The sequence below is a fragment of the Streptosporangiales bacterium genome (assembly GCA_009379825.1).
Classification (GTDB): domain Bacteria; phylum Actinomycetota; class Actinomycetes; order Streptosporangiales; family WHST01; genus WHST01.
In genome coordinates this window covers 1-17,388 of the sequence record WHTA01000001.1, presented here as the reverse complement: position 1 = coordinate 17,388, position 17,388 = coordinate 1, and the positions used below count along the sequence as shown (strand labels likewise).

Sequence of the window (17,388 nt, the reverse complement as noted above, 5' to 3'; positions counted from 1 at the left end):
GCGACCCAGCTCGGCTACTTGCGGACGACCAGGTTCTGGCTGTCCACGAAGCGGCCGACGTCTGAGGCGAGCATCTCGATCACGGACGCGACGTGGCTCGGCTGCATGATCGTCGTCGGGTCCTCGTCGGGGGCGAGGGTACGGCGCAGCTCGGTGGCGCACCGGCCCGGCGAGATCGTCACCACGCGGGTGCCGAAGATCTGCAGCTCCTCGCGCATGACCTCGCTCATGTTGATCACGGCAGCCTTCGACGCCGAGTACGTCAGCCAGCCCGACCGGCCGTTGATGCCGGCGGTCGACGCGATGTTGACGATCAGCTCGAACTTGTTCCCGTGGTGCAGCAGCTCCTGCACGATGGTGAACGGCGCGTACAGGTTCACCGACATCGTCCGCTCGAACGACGAGAACTCGATCTGCTGGATCGGCTTCGGGTCGGTGTACCCGGCGTTGTTGACCAACAGGTCGATCTGGCCGTGCTGGTGCGCGACCTCGCCCATCAGCCGGACGATCGCACCCCGGTCGCCGAGATCGATCATGTACGGGTGCAGCTTCTTGCCGTACGGGTTGTCGTCCTCGAGCTTCTGCAGGTTCTCCGCGAACGCGTCGGACTCCCTGGCCAGCAGGACGAAGTCGGTGACGTCGTTGTCCGCGTAGAAGAAGCGCCGGACGGTTTCGAAGCCGATGCCCTTGGACGCACCGGTCACGAGGAGGGTCTTACTCATCCCAGTCCTCATTCCCACCCTGCAGCAGGAAACCTGCCAGCCGGACGTCGGTCGGCGTGGTGACCTTGAAGTTGCGCTCGTCCCCGTCGAGGAACCGCACGTCGCCACCGGAGACCGTGACCATCGTCGCGTCCTCGGTGAAGAGCGTGCCTTCGCGCTGCGCGTACTCGTGGCCCTGGATGAGCGCGTTCTTGTTGAACTTCTGCGGCAGCTGGACGTTGCGCAGCTTGTTCCGCTCCAGGTAACCGGTCACCTTGTGCTGCTCCGGGTCGACCGGCGCGACGGTGAACGACAGCGGCAGCATGTAGCTGACGTTCTCGTGCGGCTCGCTCACCAACCGCTCGAAGTCCTCCGCGCGCACCAGCGGCCTGGCCGACTCGTGGACGATGACGTTGTCGTTGGAGCAGTGCTTCAGCATCGCCGCGACCGACTCGTGCCTGGTGTTGCCCGCGGGGACATAGACCACCGGAGTCTTGATCGCGTAGTCGTTCACCATCTGCTGGACGGTGTCGTGCCAGTCCGGCGGGTAGTTCAGCACGATCTCGGTGATCGACTCCACGGCGTCGGCCGCGACGATCGAGTACACCAGGATCGGGATGCCGTTCACTTTCAGGAACTGCTTCGGCTGACCGGCAGCGATGCGCTTGCCGATGCCACCGTTGAGAAGGATCAGGCTGTACATCCCCGCTGATCACACCTTCCGACTGCGGAAAATCTGGCGAGAGTGGAGTGTAGATGGCCGACGGCCGGACGCGTCGACTGGCTCGTCGTTGCGCCCATCCCGCCGGCACCACGACCGACCACCATAGAAAGTTGCTGTTCCCCCAGCAAAGCACAGCCCATCGGACGGCCCGATCCCGACCTTGGCCACTGTCCGCCGCGGCCCGCTGTGCGGTCTCCTGATACGAGACGAACGGGGTCACCAGAAACCCGGTGGTCACGGTCAGTAACCTTGTCGCGACTTGGTCGCGTCCAGTGAGCCTGTGCGTCCCGCCCGGGCCGTTCCGATCCACCCCAGCGAGAGCGCTGGCCGGCACGGCGGATGACCACAGCCAGGGGGGAAGGAACGCTTCATGTCGCACCTGGCCAGGCTCAGCCTCGCCAACCGCACGATCGTGGCGCTCATCTCGCTGATCGTCGTCGGGTTCGGCTTCTACTCGGTCCCGCAGCTGAAGCAGCAGCTCATCCCGAGCATCGAGTTCCCCGCCGCGTTCGTCATCGCGCCGCACGCCGGCGCCGCGCCGGACATCGTCGAGGACCAGGTCACCGTGCCGATCGAGGAGGCGGTGCAGGGCATCGACGGCGTGGAGGACGTCACCTCCACCTCGGCCGACGGGTCGGCGACCATCCAGCTCCAGTTCACCTACGGCACCGACCTGGACGAGGCCACCGCCGACGTCGAGGAGGCGATCGGCGGCATCCAGAGCCAGCTGCCCGAGGACGTCGAACCCGAGGTCGTGAACGGCAGCAGCGACGAGATCCCGGCCGTGGTGTTCGCCGCCACGTCCGACCTGGACCAGCAGGAGCTCGCCGACCGGCTGGACGAGACCGTCGTACCCGAGCTGACCCAGGTCAGCGGGGTGCGCAGCGCGGAGGTCACCGGCGTGCGCGAGCAGCAGCTCTCCGTGTCGGTCGACGAGAAGGAGCTCACCAAGGCCGGCCTGACCACGTCGGCCGTCGCGGACGCGCTCACCGCGAACGGCACCCCGATCCCCGCCGGCTCGTTCGACGACGCCGACAAGAAGGTCTCCGTCCAGGTGGCGAAGCGGTTCGAGTCGGTCACCGAGATCGAGGACCTCTACGTCACGCCGAGCGCCGACGCGACCGGCGGCCCGCAGCCGCCGGCCAAGCCGGTGCAGCTCGGCGACGTCGCCGACGTGTCGCTGACCGAGGCCGAGGCGACGACCCTCACCAGGACCAACGGCAAGCCCAACCTCGGCCTGCTGGTGACCGCCGCGCCTGACGGCAACAACGTGCAGATATCCGACGAGATCCGCGGCATGCTGCCCGACCTCACCGACGACGTCGGCGGCGACACCGAGCTGACCGTGGTCTTCGACCAGGCGCCGTACGTCAAGGACTCCATCAACAGCCTCGGCACCGAAGGCGTGCTCGGCCTGGTGTTCGCGGTCGTCGTCATCCTGCTGTTCCTGCTGTCGCTGCGCTCCACCCTCGTCACCGCCGTGTCCATCCCGATGTCGGTGCTGATCGCGCTGATCGCCATGTGGACCGGCGACCTGTCCCTCAACCTGCTCACCCTCGGCGGCCTCACCGTCGCCGTGGGCCGGGTGGTGGACGACTCGATCGTGGTGCTGGAGAACATCAAGCGACATCTCACCTACGGTGAGGAGAAACAGCAGGCCGTGCTGAACGGCGTACGCGAGGTCGCCACGGCGATCACCGCGTCCACCCTCACCACCGTCGCCGTGTTCCTCCCCATCGGCCTGGTCGGCGGCATCACCGGCGAGCTGTTCCGGCCGTTCGCCCTCACCGTCACCATCGCACTGCTCGCGTCGCTGTTCGTCGCTCTGACCATCATCCCCGTGCTGTGCTACTGGTTCCTGCGCGCGCCGAAGCTCCGCGCCGAGGATGCCGAGGAATACGAACGCAAGGCGGTGGAGAAGGAGCGCAGGTCGCCGCTGCACCGCGCGTACGTACCGGTGATCACGTTCACCACGAAGCACCGGGTGATCACCGTCGTGCTCGCGCTGCTCGTGCTCTGCGGCACCGGCCTGCTCGGCTCGCAGCTGAAGACGAACTTCCTCGACGACTCCGGGCAGAACGCGGTCACCATCACGCAGAAGCTGCCGGTGGGCACCAACCTCGACACGACCAGCGACGCCGTCACCGAGGTCGAGGACGTCCTCCTCGACGACGCCGGCGTCGACGACTACCAGGTCACCGTGGGCGGCGGCGCGTTCGGCGGGCCTGGCGGCGACGCGTCGTCCGCGAACTACCAGGTGACGCTGGGCGAGGCCGTGAACGCGCAGGCCGTGCAGGACCGCCTCAGGCGGGAGATCGACGACCTCGACGGCGTCGGCACGGTCACCGTCGGCGGTGCCCAGGGCGGCGGGCCCACCGCGGCCAGCCAGCTGCAGGTCGTCGTGCAGTCGCCGAACGACGACGACCTGCGTACGGCGGCGCGACAGGTGCGCGACACCGTCGCCGGCCTGGCCGACGTGACCGACGTGACCAGCGACCTCGCCGACACCGCACCGCGGGTGGAGATCGAGACCAAGCGGTCGGCCGCGGCGCGGTACGGCCTCACCGACAGCCCCATCGGGCAGGCGGTTGCCGCGGCCATGCGCGGCAGCACGGTGACCCAGATGAGCGTGGACAGCAAGCAGCACGACGTCGTGCTCACCACCGACGGGCCACCGAAGTCGCTGGCCGAGCTGAAGAAGCTGAAGCTGCCGACGCCCGCCGGCGAGGTGCGCCTGGACGAGGTGGCGTCGGTGACCCGCACCACCGGCCCGTTCAGCATCTCGCACGTGGACGGGGCGCGCAGTGCCACCGTCTCGGCGACGCCGACGGGCGACAACACCGGCGCCGTGTCCGCCGCGCTGACCCGCGAGCTGGCCGAGCTCGACCTGCCGGAGTCGGCGAAGTACTCGGTCGGCGGCGTCAGCGCCGACCAGTCGGAGGCGTTCTCCAGCCTCTTCCTCGCGCTGGCCGCCGCGGTGCTGATCGTGTTCGTCATCATGGCGGCGACGTTCCGCAGCCTCGCGCAGCCGCTGATCCTCATGGTCTCCGTGCCGTTCGCCGCAACGGGGGCGATCGGTCTGCTGCTCGCGACGGACACCGCGCTCGGCGTGCCCGCCATGATCGGCGTGCTGATGCTCGTCGGCATCGTGGTGACCAACGCCATCGTGCTCGTGGACCTGATGAACAGGTACCGCGTCGCCGGGATGGGCGTCCACGAGGCGGTCGTCGAGGGCGGCAGGCGCCGGCTGCGGCCGGTGCTGATGACCGCGCTGGCGACCATCTGCGCGCTGATCCCCATGGCGCTCGGCGTCACCGGGCACGACGGGGCCGGCTTCATCTCGCAGTCGCTGGCGATCGTGGTGATCGGCGGCCTGGTGAGCTCGACGGTGCTGACGCTGGTCGTCGTGCCGACGCTGTACGCGGCGCTCGAGCTGCGCAAGGAGCGGCGCAGGAACCGCCGCCAGGCACGGCACGCCGCGCGGCTGGCCGCGCCCGCGGCGGAGACGCCGGCGGAGACGCCGGCGGAGCCGCCTGCGGAGCCGCCTGCGGAGCCGCCTGCGGACGACGAACCGGAACAGCCGGACACACCGCCGGAGGAAGCCGAGGAACCCGTACCGGCCGACCAGTTCGACGACGAACTGGGGCAATCCGACCCGGTGGCGGAAGCCGACTCCCCCGAGCCCGCAACACTCGGCCCGGTTGCACCGATGATCATGGTGGAGGTGCCGACGATGAACGGACATCAGCCACTGACCCAGCTGCCCCGGTGGACGTACGACCGGGTGGGCACCGCGCTCGACGGGGAGAACCCGACGGTGCTGACCAGGCTGGAGGGCGGTTTCGTCGCCATCGGCGACGTGCAGTTCCTGCCCGGGTACTGCGTGTTGCTCACCGACGACCCCGACGCGACCCGCCTCACCGACCTGCCCCGCAGCCGCCGGCTGCAGTTCCTGGCCGATGTGGAGCGGCTCGGCGAGGCCGTCCAGCTCGTGTGTGCCAGGCGCGACCCCGGTTTCCGCCGGATCAACATCGAGATCCAGGGCAACGAGGACGGGTTCCTGCACGCGCACGTCTGGCCGCGGTTCGAGTGGGAGCCGGAGGACGTGCGCCACCGCCCGGTCGGCCGGTACCCGGACGACCGCTGGGCCGACCCGGTCACCGCCCTCGGCCCGCAGCACGACGAGCTGCGCGAGGAGCTGGTCGCGGAGCTCGACCGGTTGGTCTACGACCCGGCCAGGCCACCGGAGACCCGCGGCCGGGGGCAGCAGCCGGCGGACGGCGTCGACGGCGCCGAGGAGTGGTCGCCGCCGGACCCGCAGGAACACACCAACTGACGGTGCCCGTCGGTACGCTCGGACGCACCGAGCCCACCGACGAGAGGGGCCGACGATGCCGACTGGGCTGACCAAGGATGCCGGCTGGCAGATCGGGGTGTCGCGTACGCTCGCGCACCCGCCGGCGGCCGTCTGGGAGTTCATCACCAGCCCGGCCGGGCTCGAGCTCTGGCTCGGCCCGGGCGCGGAGCTGACCCCGGAGCGCGGCGCCGCGTACCGCACGACCACCGGCGTCGCCGGCGAGGTGCGCAGCTACCACCCGGGCGAGCGGGTGCGCATCACGTACGGCGACACCACGGTGCAGGTGACCGTCACCCCCGCCATCAGCGGCGCGGGTGCCGTACTGCGCTTCCACCAGGAGCGGCTGTCCGACGCCGAGGAGCGTGAGCGCCAGCGAGCGCACTGGCAGCAGGTGATGACCGCCGTAGCCACCACCCTCGACGAGCAGTAGCTCGACGCGGTCACGGTGCTGGCTGCAGGCGCCGAAACACCGGCGTGCGCCGGGCGCCGTCGCACTGGGCGGTGATCCGCGCGGCCAGCTCGGGCAGGAACGGCTGCAGGTGCCAGCCGATGTCCCGGCAGCTGGCGACGAGCTCCGCGAGCACGGCGTCGAGTACCTCCGGTCCTGCACCGGCGCGCTCGGCCGCGGCCAGTTCCCAGGGGCGGACGGCCTCCACGTACCTGTTCGCCTCGTCCCCGATGCGGACGACGGTCGCGACCGCGGCACGAAAGTCGAACCCGGCAAGCGCGGCGTCGATCGCCTCGCCGGCGGCAGCTCGCGCCAACCGCAGCGGCGCCGCCACCGCACGGCCATCCCCCGCCGCCCCACGCGCGTCACCGTCGCCGGTCGCGCTCGGCGCGGTGGCGCCGCGGTACTTGGTGAGCATGGCGAGTGTGCGGCTGACCAGGTTGCCGAGGTTGTTCGCCAGGTCCTGGTTCGCCGCGGCGATCAGGCGGTCGGCAGAGTAGTCGGTGTCGGTCGTACGGGCGACGCCGCGCAGCAGCCACCAGCGCAGCGGGTCCCGGCCGTAGCTGGCGGCGACGTCCACCGGGTCGGCGCCGTTGCCGGCCGACTTGCCGAGCTTCGCGCCGCCTGACGTGACGTACTCGTGCACGAAGATCACGTCCGGCAGCCGCACACCGGCCGACAGCAGCATGGCGATCCAGTACACGGCGTGGAACCTGAGCACGCCCTTGCCGATCACGTGCACGACCTCGTCCGCGCCGGTCCACCACTGCGCGAACCGCTCGGGGTCGGTGCCGAAGCCGGGGCCGGTGAGGTAGTTGACCAACGCGTCGTACCAGACGTAGATCACCTGGCCGGGGTCGCCGGGCACCGGGACCCCCCACACCCCCACCCCCACCCGCGCGAGCGCGCCGCGTCGCGCGACACGCTGAAGTCGGCCAGCCCGGCCCGGACGAACGCCAGCACCTCCCGCCTGCGCCCGGCCGGCTCGACCCGCAACCGGCCAGACTCCAGCAGGTCGATGAGCTGCTCCTGGTACCGGCTGAGCCGGAAGAACCAGTTCTCCTCCGCGACGTGCTCCGGCTCGCTGCCGTGCTCCGGACACCGCCCGTCGCCGGTCAGCTCGTCCTCGGCGTAGAACGACTCGCAGCCCACGCAGTACCTGCCCTCGTACGCCTTCAGGTACAGGTCGCCGCGCTCCGCGCACGCCGCCCGCAGCCGTTCGACCCCCGGCCGGTGCCTGGGGTCGGAACTGGTCTTGACGAAGTCGTCGAACGACAGCTGCAGCGGTCCGCGCAGTTGCTCGAACGCGAGCGCGCCACGGGCCACGTACTCGGCGACCGGGAGCCCCTCGGCTGCCGCGCCGCGGACGTTCTTCAGCGCGTTGTCATCGGTTCCGGTCTGGAACCGCACCTCGTGCCCGCGCTGCCTGCTGTGCCGGGCGAGCACGTCGGTCTGGACGAGCTCGAGCGCGTGCCCGAGGTGTGGCTTCCCGTTCACGTACGGGATCGCCGTGGTGATGGTGTGACGACCCATCGTCTGCTGCCTTCCTCACCCCTCGACGGCTGCTCGCGGGGTGAGGAGGCGCCGAGTGGGCCTCCTCGATAACCGTCAGGACATGCCGAGTTGGCCGGATAGCGACATCTCCATCCGGCCGGCGAACGCGTCGTGCCTCAGCATGCCTCCAGCCTACCCGCCGCCGCGGTACGGCGCGCGCGGTGCGCGGCGACCCTGGCCCTGGTGGCGCACTCCTTCGAGCAGTACCTACGCGGCGAGCCCGGCCCGGTGCCGAGGAAGAGCGTCGCGCAGCCGGCCGCGGCACACTCGCCCCACGCGATCCGGCCGCGCTCGCTCATCAGCTGTGCCAGTGCCAGCGCGCTCGACGTCAGGAACCACTCCGCCCAGCCCGCGTCGTGCCTGTCGACGTGCAGGTGCCAGTGGTGCCCGTCGTGGTTCGACAGCCGCGGCGCCGTCGCGCACTCGGCGAGCAGCGCGTTCAACGCGCGCGCCGCGTGGTCGACGTCGGTCAGCAGCAGCACCGCCGTGAGCCGGCCGGCCGCGGCACGCAACGCGGCGGCGTCGGCGACGGTGAACGCCTCGCCCCGCACGTCCCGAGCCGCCTCGCCGTGCTCGCGCAGGAGCGCGGCGAGCCGGCTGCGCGAGATCGCCGGCTCGCGGCGCACCGCGTCCGCGAGCGCCACCGCACGCTGCGCCGGCCGGAAACCGGTCTGGTACTCGCCCATCCCCACCTCGCCGCACTGGTAACGTCTTATCGATTAAAGACGTTACCAGGTTGGAGTGCGATGCTTACCCGGCCACTGGCGACCTACCTGGTGACGTCGTTCTTCGCCCGGTTGGCCGACGAGGGCATGGGCGTGACGGTCGCCCTGCTCGCGCTCGCCCGCACCGGCGACGCGGCGCAGGGCGCCGTCGTGCTCACCGCGTGGACGGCACCGCACGTCGTCGCCGCGCCGTTGATGGGCGCGTTCGCGGCGCGCACCAGGCGCCCGCGCGCCTGTTACGGCGGCACGCTGGCCGTGTTCGCGGCCGGCGTCGCCGGCGTCGCCGGGACCGTCGGCCGGGTGCCGCTGGTCGCCGTGGTCGCGGTCGCTGCGGTCGGTGGCTGCTGCGGCCCGCTGGTCACCGGCGGGATGTCCAGCATGCTCGGCGGCCTCGTCGACGCCGACGGCCGCACCCGCGCGTACGCGCTCGACTCCGCCACGTACAACGCCGCGACGCTGGCCGGCCCGGCGCTCGGCGCCGTGCTCACCGGTGCGTGGTCGGCCGGTGCGGCGACCGCGGCACTCGCCGGGTCGGCGGCGCTCGCCGCTCTCGGGGCGGCCGCGCTGCCGATACCGCGGCTCGGTGACTCCGCACCGCCTGGCCTCGCCACCGCGATGGTCAGGGGCGGCACCGTCATCTGGCGCAACGGTGTGCTCCACGGCGTGACGGCCGGCACCTGCGTCGCGTACCTCGGCATCGGCGCACTGCCAGTCACGGCGGTGCTCCTCGCCGGCTCCTGGTCGAGCGCCCGCGACGGCGGCCTGCTGATGACCGCGTTCGCCGCCGGCGCGCTGGTGGCGGCGGTCGGGCTCGCGCGGTGGCGGCCGACGCTGCCGCCGGAGCGCCTCGCCGGCTACTGCCTGCTCGGCTGCACCGTCGCCCTCGGCCTCGCCGCGGCGAGCCCGGGACTCGTGGTCGGCCTGGCCCTGTTCGCCACCGCCGGCGCATGCGACGGGCCGCTGCTCAGCGCGACACTCGCCGCCCGGTCACAGCACGCACCGGCCGGGTCACGCCCCCAGGTGTTCACCGTCGGCGCCGCACTCAAGGTCTCGGCCGCCGCCTGCGGCGCGGGCCTCGTCGCCGTCGCCGCGGACCTGCTGCCTGCCCTGCTGCTGCTCGGCATCGCCGGCACCCAGCTCGCCGGCTACGCCGCCCTGCGACTGCTCCCACGGCTGCCCGGGTCAGCCGCGGCTGGCGCGCACCAGCTCGACCACCGCGGCGAGGCCTGACACGTCCGGCCCGGCATGCCGGCTACGGCAGTCGCCGTACGGGTCGAGGTGCACGGCACGGATACCCGCCTGCTCGGCGCCGTGCACGTCGGCGTACGCGAAGTCGCCGACCATCAGGGCGTGCGCCGCGGCGCAGCCCGCGGCGTCCAGGCCGAGCTGGAAGATCGCCGGGTCCGGCTTGCGCACGCCGACCAGGTGCGAGTCGATCACCGCCTCGACCCGTACGCCCGGCCCGTCGCCCACCTGGCACACCCCGGCCACCGCGAGCTGCCGTTCGACCGTGCCGACCGCATTCGACACCACCACGAGCGGCACGCCGAGCGCCGCCAGCCTGGCCAGCTCGGTCGCCGCCGCCGGGGTGGCGCTGATCCACTCCCGCCGGGCCGCGAACAGCGCCTGAGCAGCGGCGTCGCCGTGCTCGGCGGCGTCGCCGTGCTCGGCGGCAACTCCCAGCGCCGCGACGTAGGCTCGGGTATACGCGGACCAGCCCTGTTCCAGGTCGCCGTCCTGCGCGGCCATCCCGGCGTAATGGGCTCTGGTCAGCTCGGCATCGGTCGGATCCACCCCGTACGGCTCCAACGCGGCGCGCATCGCGGCGTGCTCCGGCAGGATGAGCACCCCGCCGGCGTCCAGGAGAACCGCATCGATCGCCGTTTCGGTGCACGCTGCCACAGGGAGACTCACATGCCGTATCCTTCCAGCACTCGAGAACCTCGGCCACGAAGGTAGCGTCAGAACTGCTATGCCTGACCAACGCGCTGTAGGTATGGCCTTCGCCACCGTTGGGGTGCCGCTCACGGTTGGCGGTCTCAGCTGGCTCGCACATACCGCCAACCACCGCTTGCGGCTCACCCCCGTCCAGGCCACCGTGGTCCGTGCGTACCAGGCGTCGCGCTACACCGGATTCTCCGACGGCGCGTTCACCCCGCACCCAGGGCACTACGTCGAGGTGGCGTACAACCACCCGCAGGACGCCCAGGACGCGACCGTACGCACCCACCACCTGCCGGTCTACCGCAGGCACCGGCCGAACTCCCGGCTGCGGCTGCTGGTCGACCCGGAGAACCCGGACGCCCAGCCGCACTCGTACGGCCTGCCCGGCTACGCGCGCCCCGCGCGGTTCTCCGCCGTCGCCGGCCCGGTCGCCGTCGCCGGTCTCAGCCTCCTACTGTTGAGGTGATGAGCACCGACGCAGGCACGCTGTACCGGCGGTTCCTCCTCGATCTCTGGCACGCGGGCGACGACGACCTGCCCGGGCTCGCCGCCGAGCTCGTCGGCCCCGAGTTCACCATCCACCGGCGCGGCACGTCCGGTCCCACCACCGGCCCGGACGCCGCGGTGGAGCTGATCACCGGCGGCCGGGCGTACTTCGACGACGTCGAGGTCACGCTCGACCTCGGACCGATCGTGGACGGTCAGTACGTGGCCGGCCGGTGGACGTTCGCCGGCAGTTACCTCGGTGGCATCCCCGGCGCGTCCGCGGCCGTCGGCACCCGGGTCGCGTTCTCCGGGCACGACATCGTCCACGTCGCCGACGAGAGGATCACCGACTACTGGGGCAGCTCGGACGCCGACCACCTCATGGAGCAGCTGACCGCGGGCTGAGCCCGGCTCAGTCGTCCGGCAGCATCCGCGGCATCACGTAGTACCGCGCGGCTTGGTTGATCTCGTTGCCTTCGCTGTCGGCGCAGCCTTCGAGCAGCGCAGGACGCACGTTGTGCTGGTACGACAGCTTCGCGTAGCCGCCGGTGAGCATGCCCAGCCCGTCGAGCAGGTATCCCGCGTTCACCGCGACGCGCGCCGGCTCGTTGCGCTGCACGGCAGCGAGCCGGGTGCGGCCACCCATCTCGCCTTCGCTGCTCGCGGTCACCACGACCCCGTGTGCACTGATCTCCAGCACCACGGCGGCGAACTGGTCGGCCACCAGGGAGATCCGCCGCACCGCGCCCGCCAGCTCCTCGCGGTCGACGACCACGTCGCCCGCGAAGCTGGTCGGCATGCCGCGCAGCACGTCCGGGTAGGTGCCGTCGAGCAGCCTGATGGTGGACGCGGCGCCGCCGCGGCCGAGGCTGAGCCGGCGCTCGGCACTGTCCGAGAGCCCGACGGTGATCGGCCCGGAACCCGGCAGCCCCTTCACCGCCTCGGCGAGCAGCCGCGCAGGCACCACGGCGTTCGCCTGCTCGGTGAGCGTCGGCTGCCAGGGCAGCTGGTGCCGTGCGATGCGGTACCTGTCGGTGGTCATCAGCGAGAGCGCCTCGCCGATACCGACCGCCACACCGGACAGCAACGGCACCGACTCGTCGCGCAACGCGACCCGCGACACCGCCGCCACGGTGGACGCCAGCGTGGCGGCGTCGATCTCGCCGACGGTCGGTGCGATGGCCGGCACCACCGGGTAGTCGTCGATCGGCAGCAGCGGCAGGGTGAACTCGGTGTCGGCCGCCTCGATCCGCACGCTCGCGTCCTTGCGCGCGATGGTGACCTCGGCGTCCGGCAGCGAGCGCACGATCTCCGCGAACACCCGGCCGGGCACGAGCACCTCACCGGGCACCTCGACGTCGGTCTCGATGGTCGCGACCGAGCTGGCCTCGTAGTCGTACCCGGTGACCGTCACCTCGCCCGCGGTGGCACGCAACCGCAGCCCGGAGAGCACCGGCAGCACCGGCCGCGACGACGCATGCCGCGCCGCGAACCCCGCCGCCTTCGCCAACTCTGCCGTCTGCGCATTGATCCGCATGGTTGCCTTCCGGGTCCCGTCGCTTCCCCTGTCCGCCAGACGATACGGGCTGTGGACGACACCCGTGACGGCGCCACCCACCCTGCACAATCACCCGCCTCGCCGCGCTATCTTTGCCTGTCGGGTGCACCTCGATTGGAGACCACGTACGTGAACCCGCTGCCTCGGACCCGTGGACGCCACCGGTGACCGACGTCGAACTCACCACCGAGCAGGCGTACGTCGATCGCCTGTACACCCGGTTGGACGAGCTCCGCGCCGGCTCGGCCGCAGAACTCGCCGCAGTGCGCAAGGCCGGCTCGGTGGGCACGCCGGCCGCACGCAGCGAACGCGACGCCAGGTCGACGATGCTGGAAGACCGCATCGCCCGCTTCAACGCCGTCGAGCACGGCCTGGTGTTCGGCCGCGTCGACAAGACGACCGGCGAGACCCACTACGTGGGCCGCATCGGGCTGTCCAGCGACGAGTACGAGCGCCTCCTCATCGACTGGCGCGCGCCCGCCGCGCGTCCGTTCTACGCCGCGACGCCGAGCGCGCCGCTGAACGTCACCAGGCGCCGGCACCTGCGGATCCGCAACCGGCAGGTACTCGGCATCGACGACGACGTCTTCGACCTGGCTGCGCTCGACGGCAGCGACCGCACCCACCTCTCCGGCGAGGCGGCGCTGCTCGCCGCGCTGCGGGAGGGCCGCACCGGCCGGATGCGCGACATCGTCGCGACCATCCAGTCGGAGCAGGACGCGGTGATCAGGAGCGAGCTCACCGGCGTGCTCGTGGTGCAGGGCGGGCCCGGCACCGGCAAGACGGCCGTGGCGCTGCACCGCGCCGCGTACCTGCTGTACGAGCACCGCGACCGGCTGGCCAACAGCGGCGTGCTCGTCGTCGGACCCAACGACGTCTTCCTCACCTACATCGAGCAGGTGCTGCCTGCGCTGGGCGAGACCGGCGTGGTGATGTCCACCGTGGACGGGCTGTACCCCGGGGTCGAGGTGACCGCGAGCGAGTCGACGGAGGTCGCCGCCGTCAAGGGCGACCTGCGGATGGTCGACGTCGTCGCCGAGCTGGTGCGTTCGTGCCAGCGGCTGCCGGAGCAGCCGGTGGAGATCGCGTACGGCCGGCACCGGCTGCGCCTGGACCCCGCGCTCGTAAAGCAGGCCCGCACGAAGGCGCGTAGGTCGAGGCGGCCGCACAACCAGGCGCGGGCGACGTTCCAGCGCCAGGTGTACGGCGCGCTGGCGGCCCAGGCGCTCGAGGCGATCGGGGCGAGCCCGGGCAAGCAGGCCCTCGACGACACCGCGAGCGAGCAGCTGGCCACCGACGAGGTCGCCGCCGCCGTCGACCGGCTGTGGCCGTACCTGACCCCGGAGCGGGTGCTCGCCGCGTGCTACGCCACGGCGTCACTGCGTGACCTGACGGCGACCGCACTCGAACCGGCCGAGCGCGAGCTGCTGCAGCGTCCCCGCGACCACGGCTGGACCAGCGCGGACGTCCCGCTGCTCGACGAGCTCGCCGAGCGGCTCGGGCCGATCCCCGCCAAAGACCCGCTCTCCCACCTGCGCGCCGAGGAGGAGCGGGTGGAGGCGGACGCCGCCACCGAGGTGCTCGGCCAGCTGGAGCTGGCGTTCCCGCTCGACGCCAACCAGGTGGTCGAGCGGTACCAGGGCCCGCAGTCGCGGCGCACCGCCGCCGACCGGGCCGCCGGCGACCGCAGCTGGACGTTCGGGCACGTCATCGTCGACGAGGCGCAGGAGCTCTCCCCCATGGCCTGGCGGATGCTGCAGCGCCGGTGCCCGCTGCGGTCGATGACCGTCGTCGGTGACCTCGCCCAGGCCAGCGTGCCGTGGCGGCCCGCGCGGTGGCAGGACGCGCTCGGCGACTACGCCCGCGACCGGCTGCGGGTCGCCCAGCTGACGGTGAACTACCGCACGCCGACCGAGATCATGGACGTGGCGGGTGCCGTTCTGCGCAGCGCCGACCCAGCGGCCGAGGTGCCGGAGTCCATCCGGGCGGCGGAGACCGCACCGTGGAGCCTGCAGGTGCCGCGCGAGTCGCTCGCCGAGGCGCTCACGAAGATCGTCGCCGACGAGGCGGCACAGTTGACCGAGGGCATGACGGCGGTGGTCGTCCCCGACGACCTCGGCGCGGAGATCGACCGCAGGCTCGCGGCGGACGTACCGCACCTGGTGCGGGCGCAGCGGCTCGACCTGGACTCCCCCGTCGTCGTGCTCGACGTGGCCCGCGCGAAGGGCCTCGAGTTCGACTCGGTGATCGTGGTCGAGCCGGCAACCATCCTCACCGCCGCCCCCGGCGGCGCACACGACCTCTACGTCGCGTTGAGCCGCGCCACCAAACGCCTAGGCGTCGTCCACACCGGCGACCTACCCGAACCCCTGCACGGCCTCGCCCGCCACGCCGGGTAGCGGGCATCAGCCAGCGGCCAGCAGGTCGACGGTGGCCGCCGCGATGGTGGCGACACCGAGCGGCAGCACCCGTTCGTCGACGTCGAACTTCGGCGTGTGGTGGCCGCTCGGCAGGTCGGTGCCGACGATCAGGTACGCGGCGACACCGCCTTGCTCCTGCACGCGGCGCATCATGGCGGTCGCGTCGTCCGACGCCTCCGCGACTACCTGCCCGCCCACGTTCACCACGCCGGGCACGCCCCGCGCCGCGGCAGCGACCGCTGCCATCGCGCGCTCGTCGGAGCTCGCACTCGGCGCCTTGCCCGCGAGTACGACCTCGGACTCCACCTCGTGCGCCGCGGCGGTACCCGCCACGATCAGCCTGGTGCGGCGCTCCAGCTCCTCGACGACCGCCGCGGACTCACTGCGCAGCTCCATCAGCATCCGCGCCGACCCGGCCACCACGTTGCGCCCGGTGCCGGCGTCGAGCCGACCGACGTTGACCCGCGAGTTCCCGTCGGCGTGCCGCGGCATCGCGTGGAGCTGCAGCGCCGCGGCAGCGGCGGCGATCAGCGCGTTGTGCCCGGTCTCGGGAGCCAGGCCGGCATGCGCCTCCTTACCGGCGAAGTGCACGTCGAGCTTGCTGGTGGCGAGGAAGCCGCTGATCCCAGGGAGGATCTCCCCCGATCGGTGCGACTGCGCGCCGACGTGTGGGGCGAGGAACGCGTCGACGCCGTCGAGCAACCCTGCCGTCACCATGGACTCGGCGCCCCTGCAGCCCTCCTCGCCGGGCTGGAACACCAGCCGGACGGTGCCCTGCCACTGGTCGCGGGTGCGGGCGAGCGCCTCCGCCACGCCGAGCCCCATCGCCGTGTGCGTGTCGTGGCCGCAGGCGTGCATGATGCCCTCGTGCACGGACGCGAAGCCCTCACGCGCGGGCAGGTGGTCGTCGCTGCTCGCCTCCGGTACGGCTAGGCCGTCGATGTCGAACCGCAACGCGACCGTACGGCCCCGACCCGCACCGTCCAGCTCGGCGACACAGCCCGTCCAGCCACCGGCCATCGGCTCGAGCAGCTCGACGTCCGCGCCGTCGGCGACCGCCCGCTCGTAACCGGCGGCGAGCTCGTCGGCCGACGGCACTCCCAGCCGGTCGACACCGGCGTAGAGGTCCTTGCCCCAGCGGACGCGCCAGCCGAGCGCGCGCAGCCTCGTCACGATCCTCGCCGTCGTACGGAACTCCATCCAGCCAGGTTCCGCATGCCTGTGCAGATCCCGGCGGTCGGCGACCGCCTGCTCGGCCAACTCGGTCGCGATCGCGACATAAGGGTTACTGTCGACGGGCACGGGCGAAGACCTCCTCGGGACTACCGGGTTCAGTTCAGCGGCCGGGCGGGGGCGGTGGTGCGGGGGCGAGCTCGTCGAGCTCTGCGAGGTCGGCGAGGGTGGGCTGCCAGGTGCCCGCGGCCGCGTTCGCGGCTACTTGGGTGGGCTTCGTCGCGCCGGCTATCACGGTCGCTACGGCCGGCTGTGCGGCGAGGCCACCGATCGCGACGTCGAGCAGGGTCAAGCCGCGCGCCGCGGCGAAGGCGGCCAGAGCGTCCAGCTGGTCGAAGTCGGCGTTCGCCAGCACGTGCGGCTTCTCCACCAGCTTGGTGCCGGCGGGTGCGGGCTCGCCGCGCCGGTACTTGCCGGTCAGCAGGCCGTTGGCCAGCGGGAAGTACGGGATCAGGCCGACGCCGTACTGCTCGCAGGCCGGCACCAGCTCACGTTCCACGTCGCGCTCGAGCAGGTTGTAGTTCTCCTGCGTGCTGATCATCCGCGGCGTGCCCCTCGTACGAGCGGTCCAGTCCGCGTCCGCGACCTGCCAGGCGGCGAACTGCGACGAGCCGACGTACCCGACCTTGCCCTCCCGGACGAGGTCGTCGAGGACGTCCAGGGTCTCCGCGATCGGCGTCGCCGGGTCCGGCTCGTGCATCTGGTAAAGGTCGATGTGCTCGACGCCCAGCCGCCGCAGGCTGGCTTCCACCGCCCGCCGCACGTACCGCCGCGAGCCGCGCGCGCCGTAGTCGGTGCCGTTGCTGCCCTGCATGTCCTTGCCGAACTTCGTCGCGAGCACCACCTCGTCGCGCCGCCCGCGCAGCGCCGCGCCGACGACTTCCTCGCTGGCGCCCTGCCCGTAGATGTCCGCCGTGTCGAGGAAGGTGATACCGGCGTCGAGCGCCGCGTGGATGACGGCGACCGAGTCCTCCTCGCCGATCCTCGTGCCGAACGCGTTGCACCCCAGCCCCACCGCGGAAACGGTGAGTCCGGAGTCGCCGAGCCTGCGATACGTCATGTCAGCCATGATCAGAACGTATCGGCATGGCGGAATTTGAGGATGTCCCGAGTTCCGTTGAACTTCGGTGGCGGCCCCGAGGTGATCGTTAGGCCACCTGCTCGTGTTCAGCATCGCATGGGGTACTGACAGTCTCGGTGAACTGGGCGTTGAGCGTGTCGCGGAGCTGGCGGAGGTG

12 protein-coding genes and 2 pseudogenes are annotated in these 17,388 nt (G+C 71.8%); 6 read left to right on the top strand and 8 right to left on the bottom strand.

All coding sequences use genetic code 11. The features are described 5' to 3' along the window. Nucleotides 1-14: 14 nt before the first annotated feature. Both GEV07_00070 and GEV07_00065 read right to left on the bottom strand, forming a co-directional pair. A complete protein-coding gene (locus tag GEV07_00070) occupies nucleotides 15-722 on the bottom strand; it encodes an SDR family NAD(P)-dependent oxidoreductase (GenBank protein MQA01180.1) in 708 nt (235 codons plus the stop codon). Then, complete coding sequence (locus GEV07_00065) at nucleotides 715-1,404, bottom strand: NTP transferase domain-containing protein (GenBank protein MQA01179.1); 690 nt, start codon at nucleotides 1,402-1,404, stop codon at nucleotides 715-717. Before GEV07_00065 ends, GEV07_00070 begins: the two co-directional genes overlap by 8 nt. Before the next feature lie 391 nt (nucleotides 1,405-1,795). Here GEV07_00065 and GEV07_00060 point away from each other — a divergent pair. Then, nucleotides 1,796-4,942: pseudogene (locus GEV07_00060) on the top strand (MMPL family transporter). 874 nt (nucleotides 4,943-5,816) lie between these two features. Then, nucleotides 5,817-6,212, top strand: a complete 396-nt coding sequence (locus tag GEV07_00055; GenBank protein MQA01178.1) for an SRPBCC domain-containing protein — start codon at nucleotides 5,817-5,819, stop codon at nucleotides 6,210-6,212. A 10-nt stretch (nucleotides 6,213-6,222) separates the two neighbouring features. Here the strand turns inward: GEV07_00055 and GEV07_00050 are convergent. Then, nucleotides 6,223-7,763 (bottom strand): annotated as a pseudogene (locus GEV07_00050) (methionine--tRNA ligase). A gap of 137 nt (nucleotides 7,764-7,900) precedes the next feature. Further along, nucleotides 7,901-8,470: a CGNR zinc finger domain-containing protein gene (locus GEV07_00045; protein MQA01177.1), complete on the bottom strand. Its 570-nt coding sequence runs from the start codon at nucleotides 8,468-8,470 to the stop codon at nucleotides 7,901-7,903. Between the two features lie 60 nt (nucleotides 8,471-8,530). On the opposite strand from GEV07_00045, the gene GEV07_00040 reads away from it, so the two are divergent. After that, complete coding sequence (locus GEV07_00040) at nucleotides 8,531-9,739, top strand: MFS transporter (GenBank protein ID MQA01176.1); 1,209 nt, start codon at nucleotides 8,531-8,533, stop codon at nucleotides 9,737-9,739. Here the strand turns inward: GEV07_00040 and GEV07_00035 are convergent. Continuing rightward, the gene (locus tag GEV07_00035; protein ID MQA01175.1) at nucleotides 9,692-10,423 is read right to left on the bottom strand and encodes an HAD hydrolase-like protein; all 732 of its coding nucleotides are present in this window, start codon (nucleotides 10,421-10,423) and stop codon (nucleotides 9,692-9,694) included. The genes GEV07_00040 and GEV07_00035 overlap by 48 nt on opposite strands. A gap of 103 nt (nucleotides 10,424-10,526) precedes the next feature. Here GEV07_00035 and GEV07_00030 point away from each other — a divergent pair, with 103 nt between their 5' ends. After that, nucleotides 10,527-10,919, top strand: coding sequence for a hypothetical protein (locus GEV07_00030; GenBank protein MQA01174.1), 393 nt, complete (start codon nucleotides 10,527-10,529; stop codon nucleotides 10,917-10,919). Next, complete coding sequence (locus tag GEV07_00025; GenBank protein ID MQA01173.1) at nucleotides 10,919-11,344, top strand: hypothetical protein; 426 nt, start codon at nucleotides 10,919-10,921, stop codon at nucleotides 11,342-11,344. The genes GEV07_00030 and GEV07_00025 overlap by 1 nt, the downstream gene beginning before the upstream one ends. Before the next feature lie 7 nt (nucleotides 11,345-11,351). Here GEV07_00025 and dnaN read toward each other — a convergent pair whose 3' ends face one another. Then, nucleotides 11,352-12,476: a DNA polymerase III subunit beta gene (gene dnaN, locus GEV07_00020; protein MQA01172.1), complete on the bottom strand. Its 1,125-nt coding sequence runs from the start codon at nucleotides 12,474-12,476 to the stop codon at nucleotides 11,352-11,354. A 185-nt stretch (nucleotides 12,477-12,661) separates the two neighbouring features. Between dnaN and GEV07_00015 the strand changes: the two genes are divergently transcribed. Further along, on the top strand, nucleotides 12,662-14,896 hold the full coding sequence (locus GEV07_00015; GenBank protein ID MQA01171.1) for an AAA family ATPase: 2,235 nt from the start codon (nucleotides 12,662-12,664) through the stop codon (nucleotides 14,894-14,896). A 6-nt stretch (nucleotides 14,897-14,902) separates the two neighbouring features. Here GEV07_00015 and GEV07_00010 read toward each other — a convergent pair whose 3' ends face one another. Together GEV07_00010 and GEV07_00005 are read right to left on the bottom strand one after the other, a co-directional pair. Beyond that, entirely contained in the window at nucleotides 14,903-16,219 is a 1,317-nt protein-coding gene (locus tag GEV07_00010; GenBank protein ID MQA01170.1) for an amidohydrolase, read from the bottom strand. A gap of 34 nt (nucleotides 16,220-16,253) precedes the next feature. Continuing rightward, nucleotides 16,254-17,219, bottom strand: coding sequence for an aldo/keto reductase (locus GEV07_00005; GenBank protein MQA01169.1), 966 nt, complete (start codon nucleotides 17,217-17,219; stop codon nucleotides 16,254-16,256). Nucleotides 17,220-17,388 lie beyond the last annotated feature (169 nt).

Bases quoted from the DNA above. Each gene is read 5' to 3' on its own strand.
- GEV07_00065 (MQA01179.1), bottom strand. From the start codon at position 1,404: ATGTACAGCCTGATCCTTCTCAACGGTGGCATCGGCAAGCGCATCGCT.
- GEV07_00005 (MQA01169.1), bottom strand. From the start codon at position 17,219: ATGGCTGACATGACGTATCGCAGGCTCGGCGACTCCGGACTCACCGTT.
- GEV07_00040 (MQA01176.1), top strand. From the start codon at position 8,531: ATGCTTACCCGGCCACTGGCGACCTACCTGGTGACGTCGTTCTTCGCC.
- dnaN (MQA01172.1), bottom strand. From the start codon at position 12,476: ATGCGGATCAATGCGCAGACGGCAGAGTTGGCGAAGGCGGCGGGGTTC.
- GEV07_00025 (MQA01173.1), top strand. From the start codon at position 10,919: ATGAGCACCGACGCAGGCACGCTGTACCGGCGGTTCCTCCTCGATCTC.
- GEV07_00045 (MQA01177.1), bottom strand. From the start codon at position 8,470: ATGGGCGAGTACCAGACCGGTTTCCGGCCGGCGCAGCGTGCGGTGGCG.
- GEV07_00055 (MQA01178.1), top strand. From the start codon at position 5,817: ATGCCGACTGGGCTGACCAAGGATGCCGGCTGGCAGATCGGGGTGTCG.
- GEV07_00070 (MQA01180.1), bottom strand. From the start codon at position 722: ATGAGTAAGACCCTCCTCGTGACCGGTGCGTCCAAGGGCATCGGCTTC.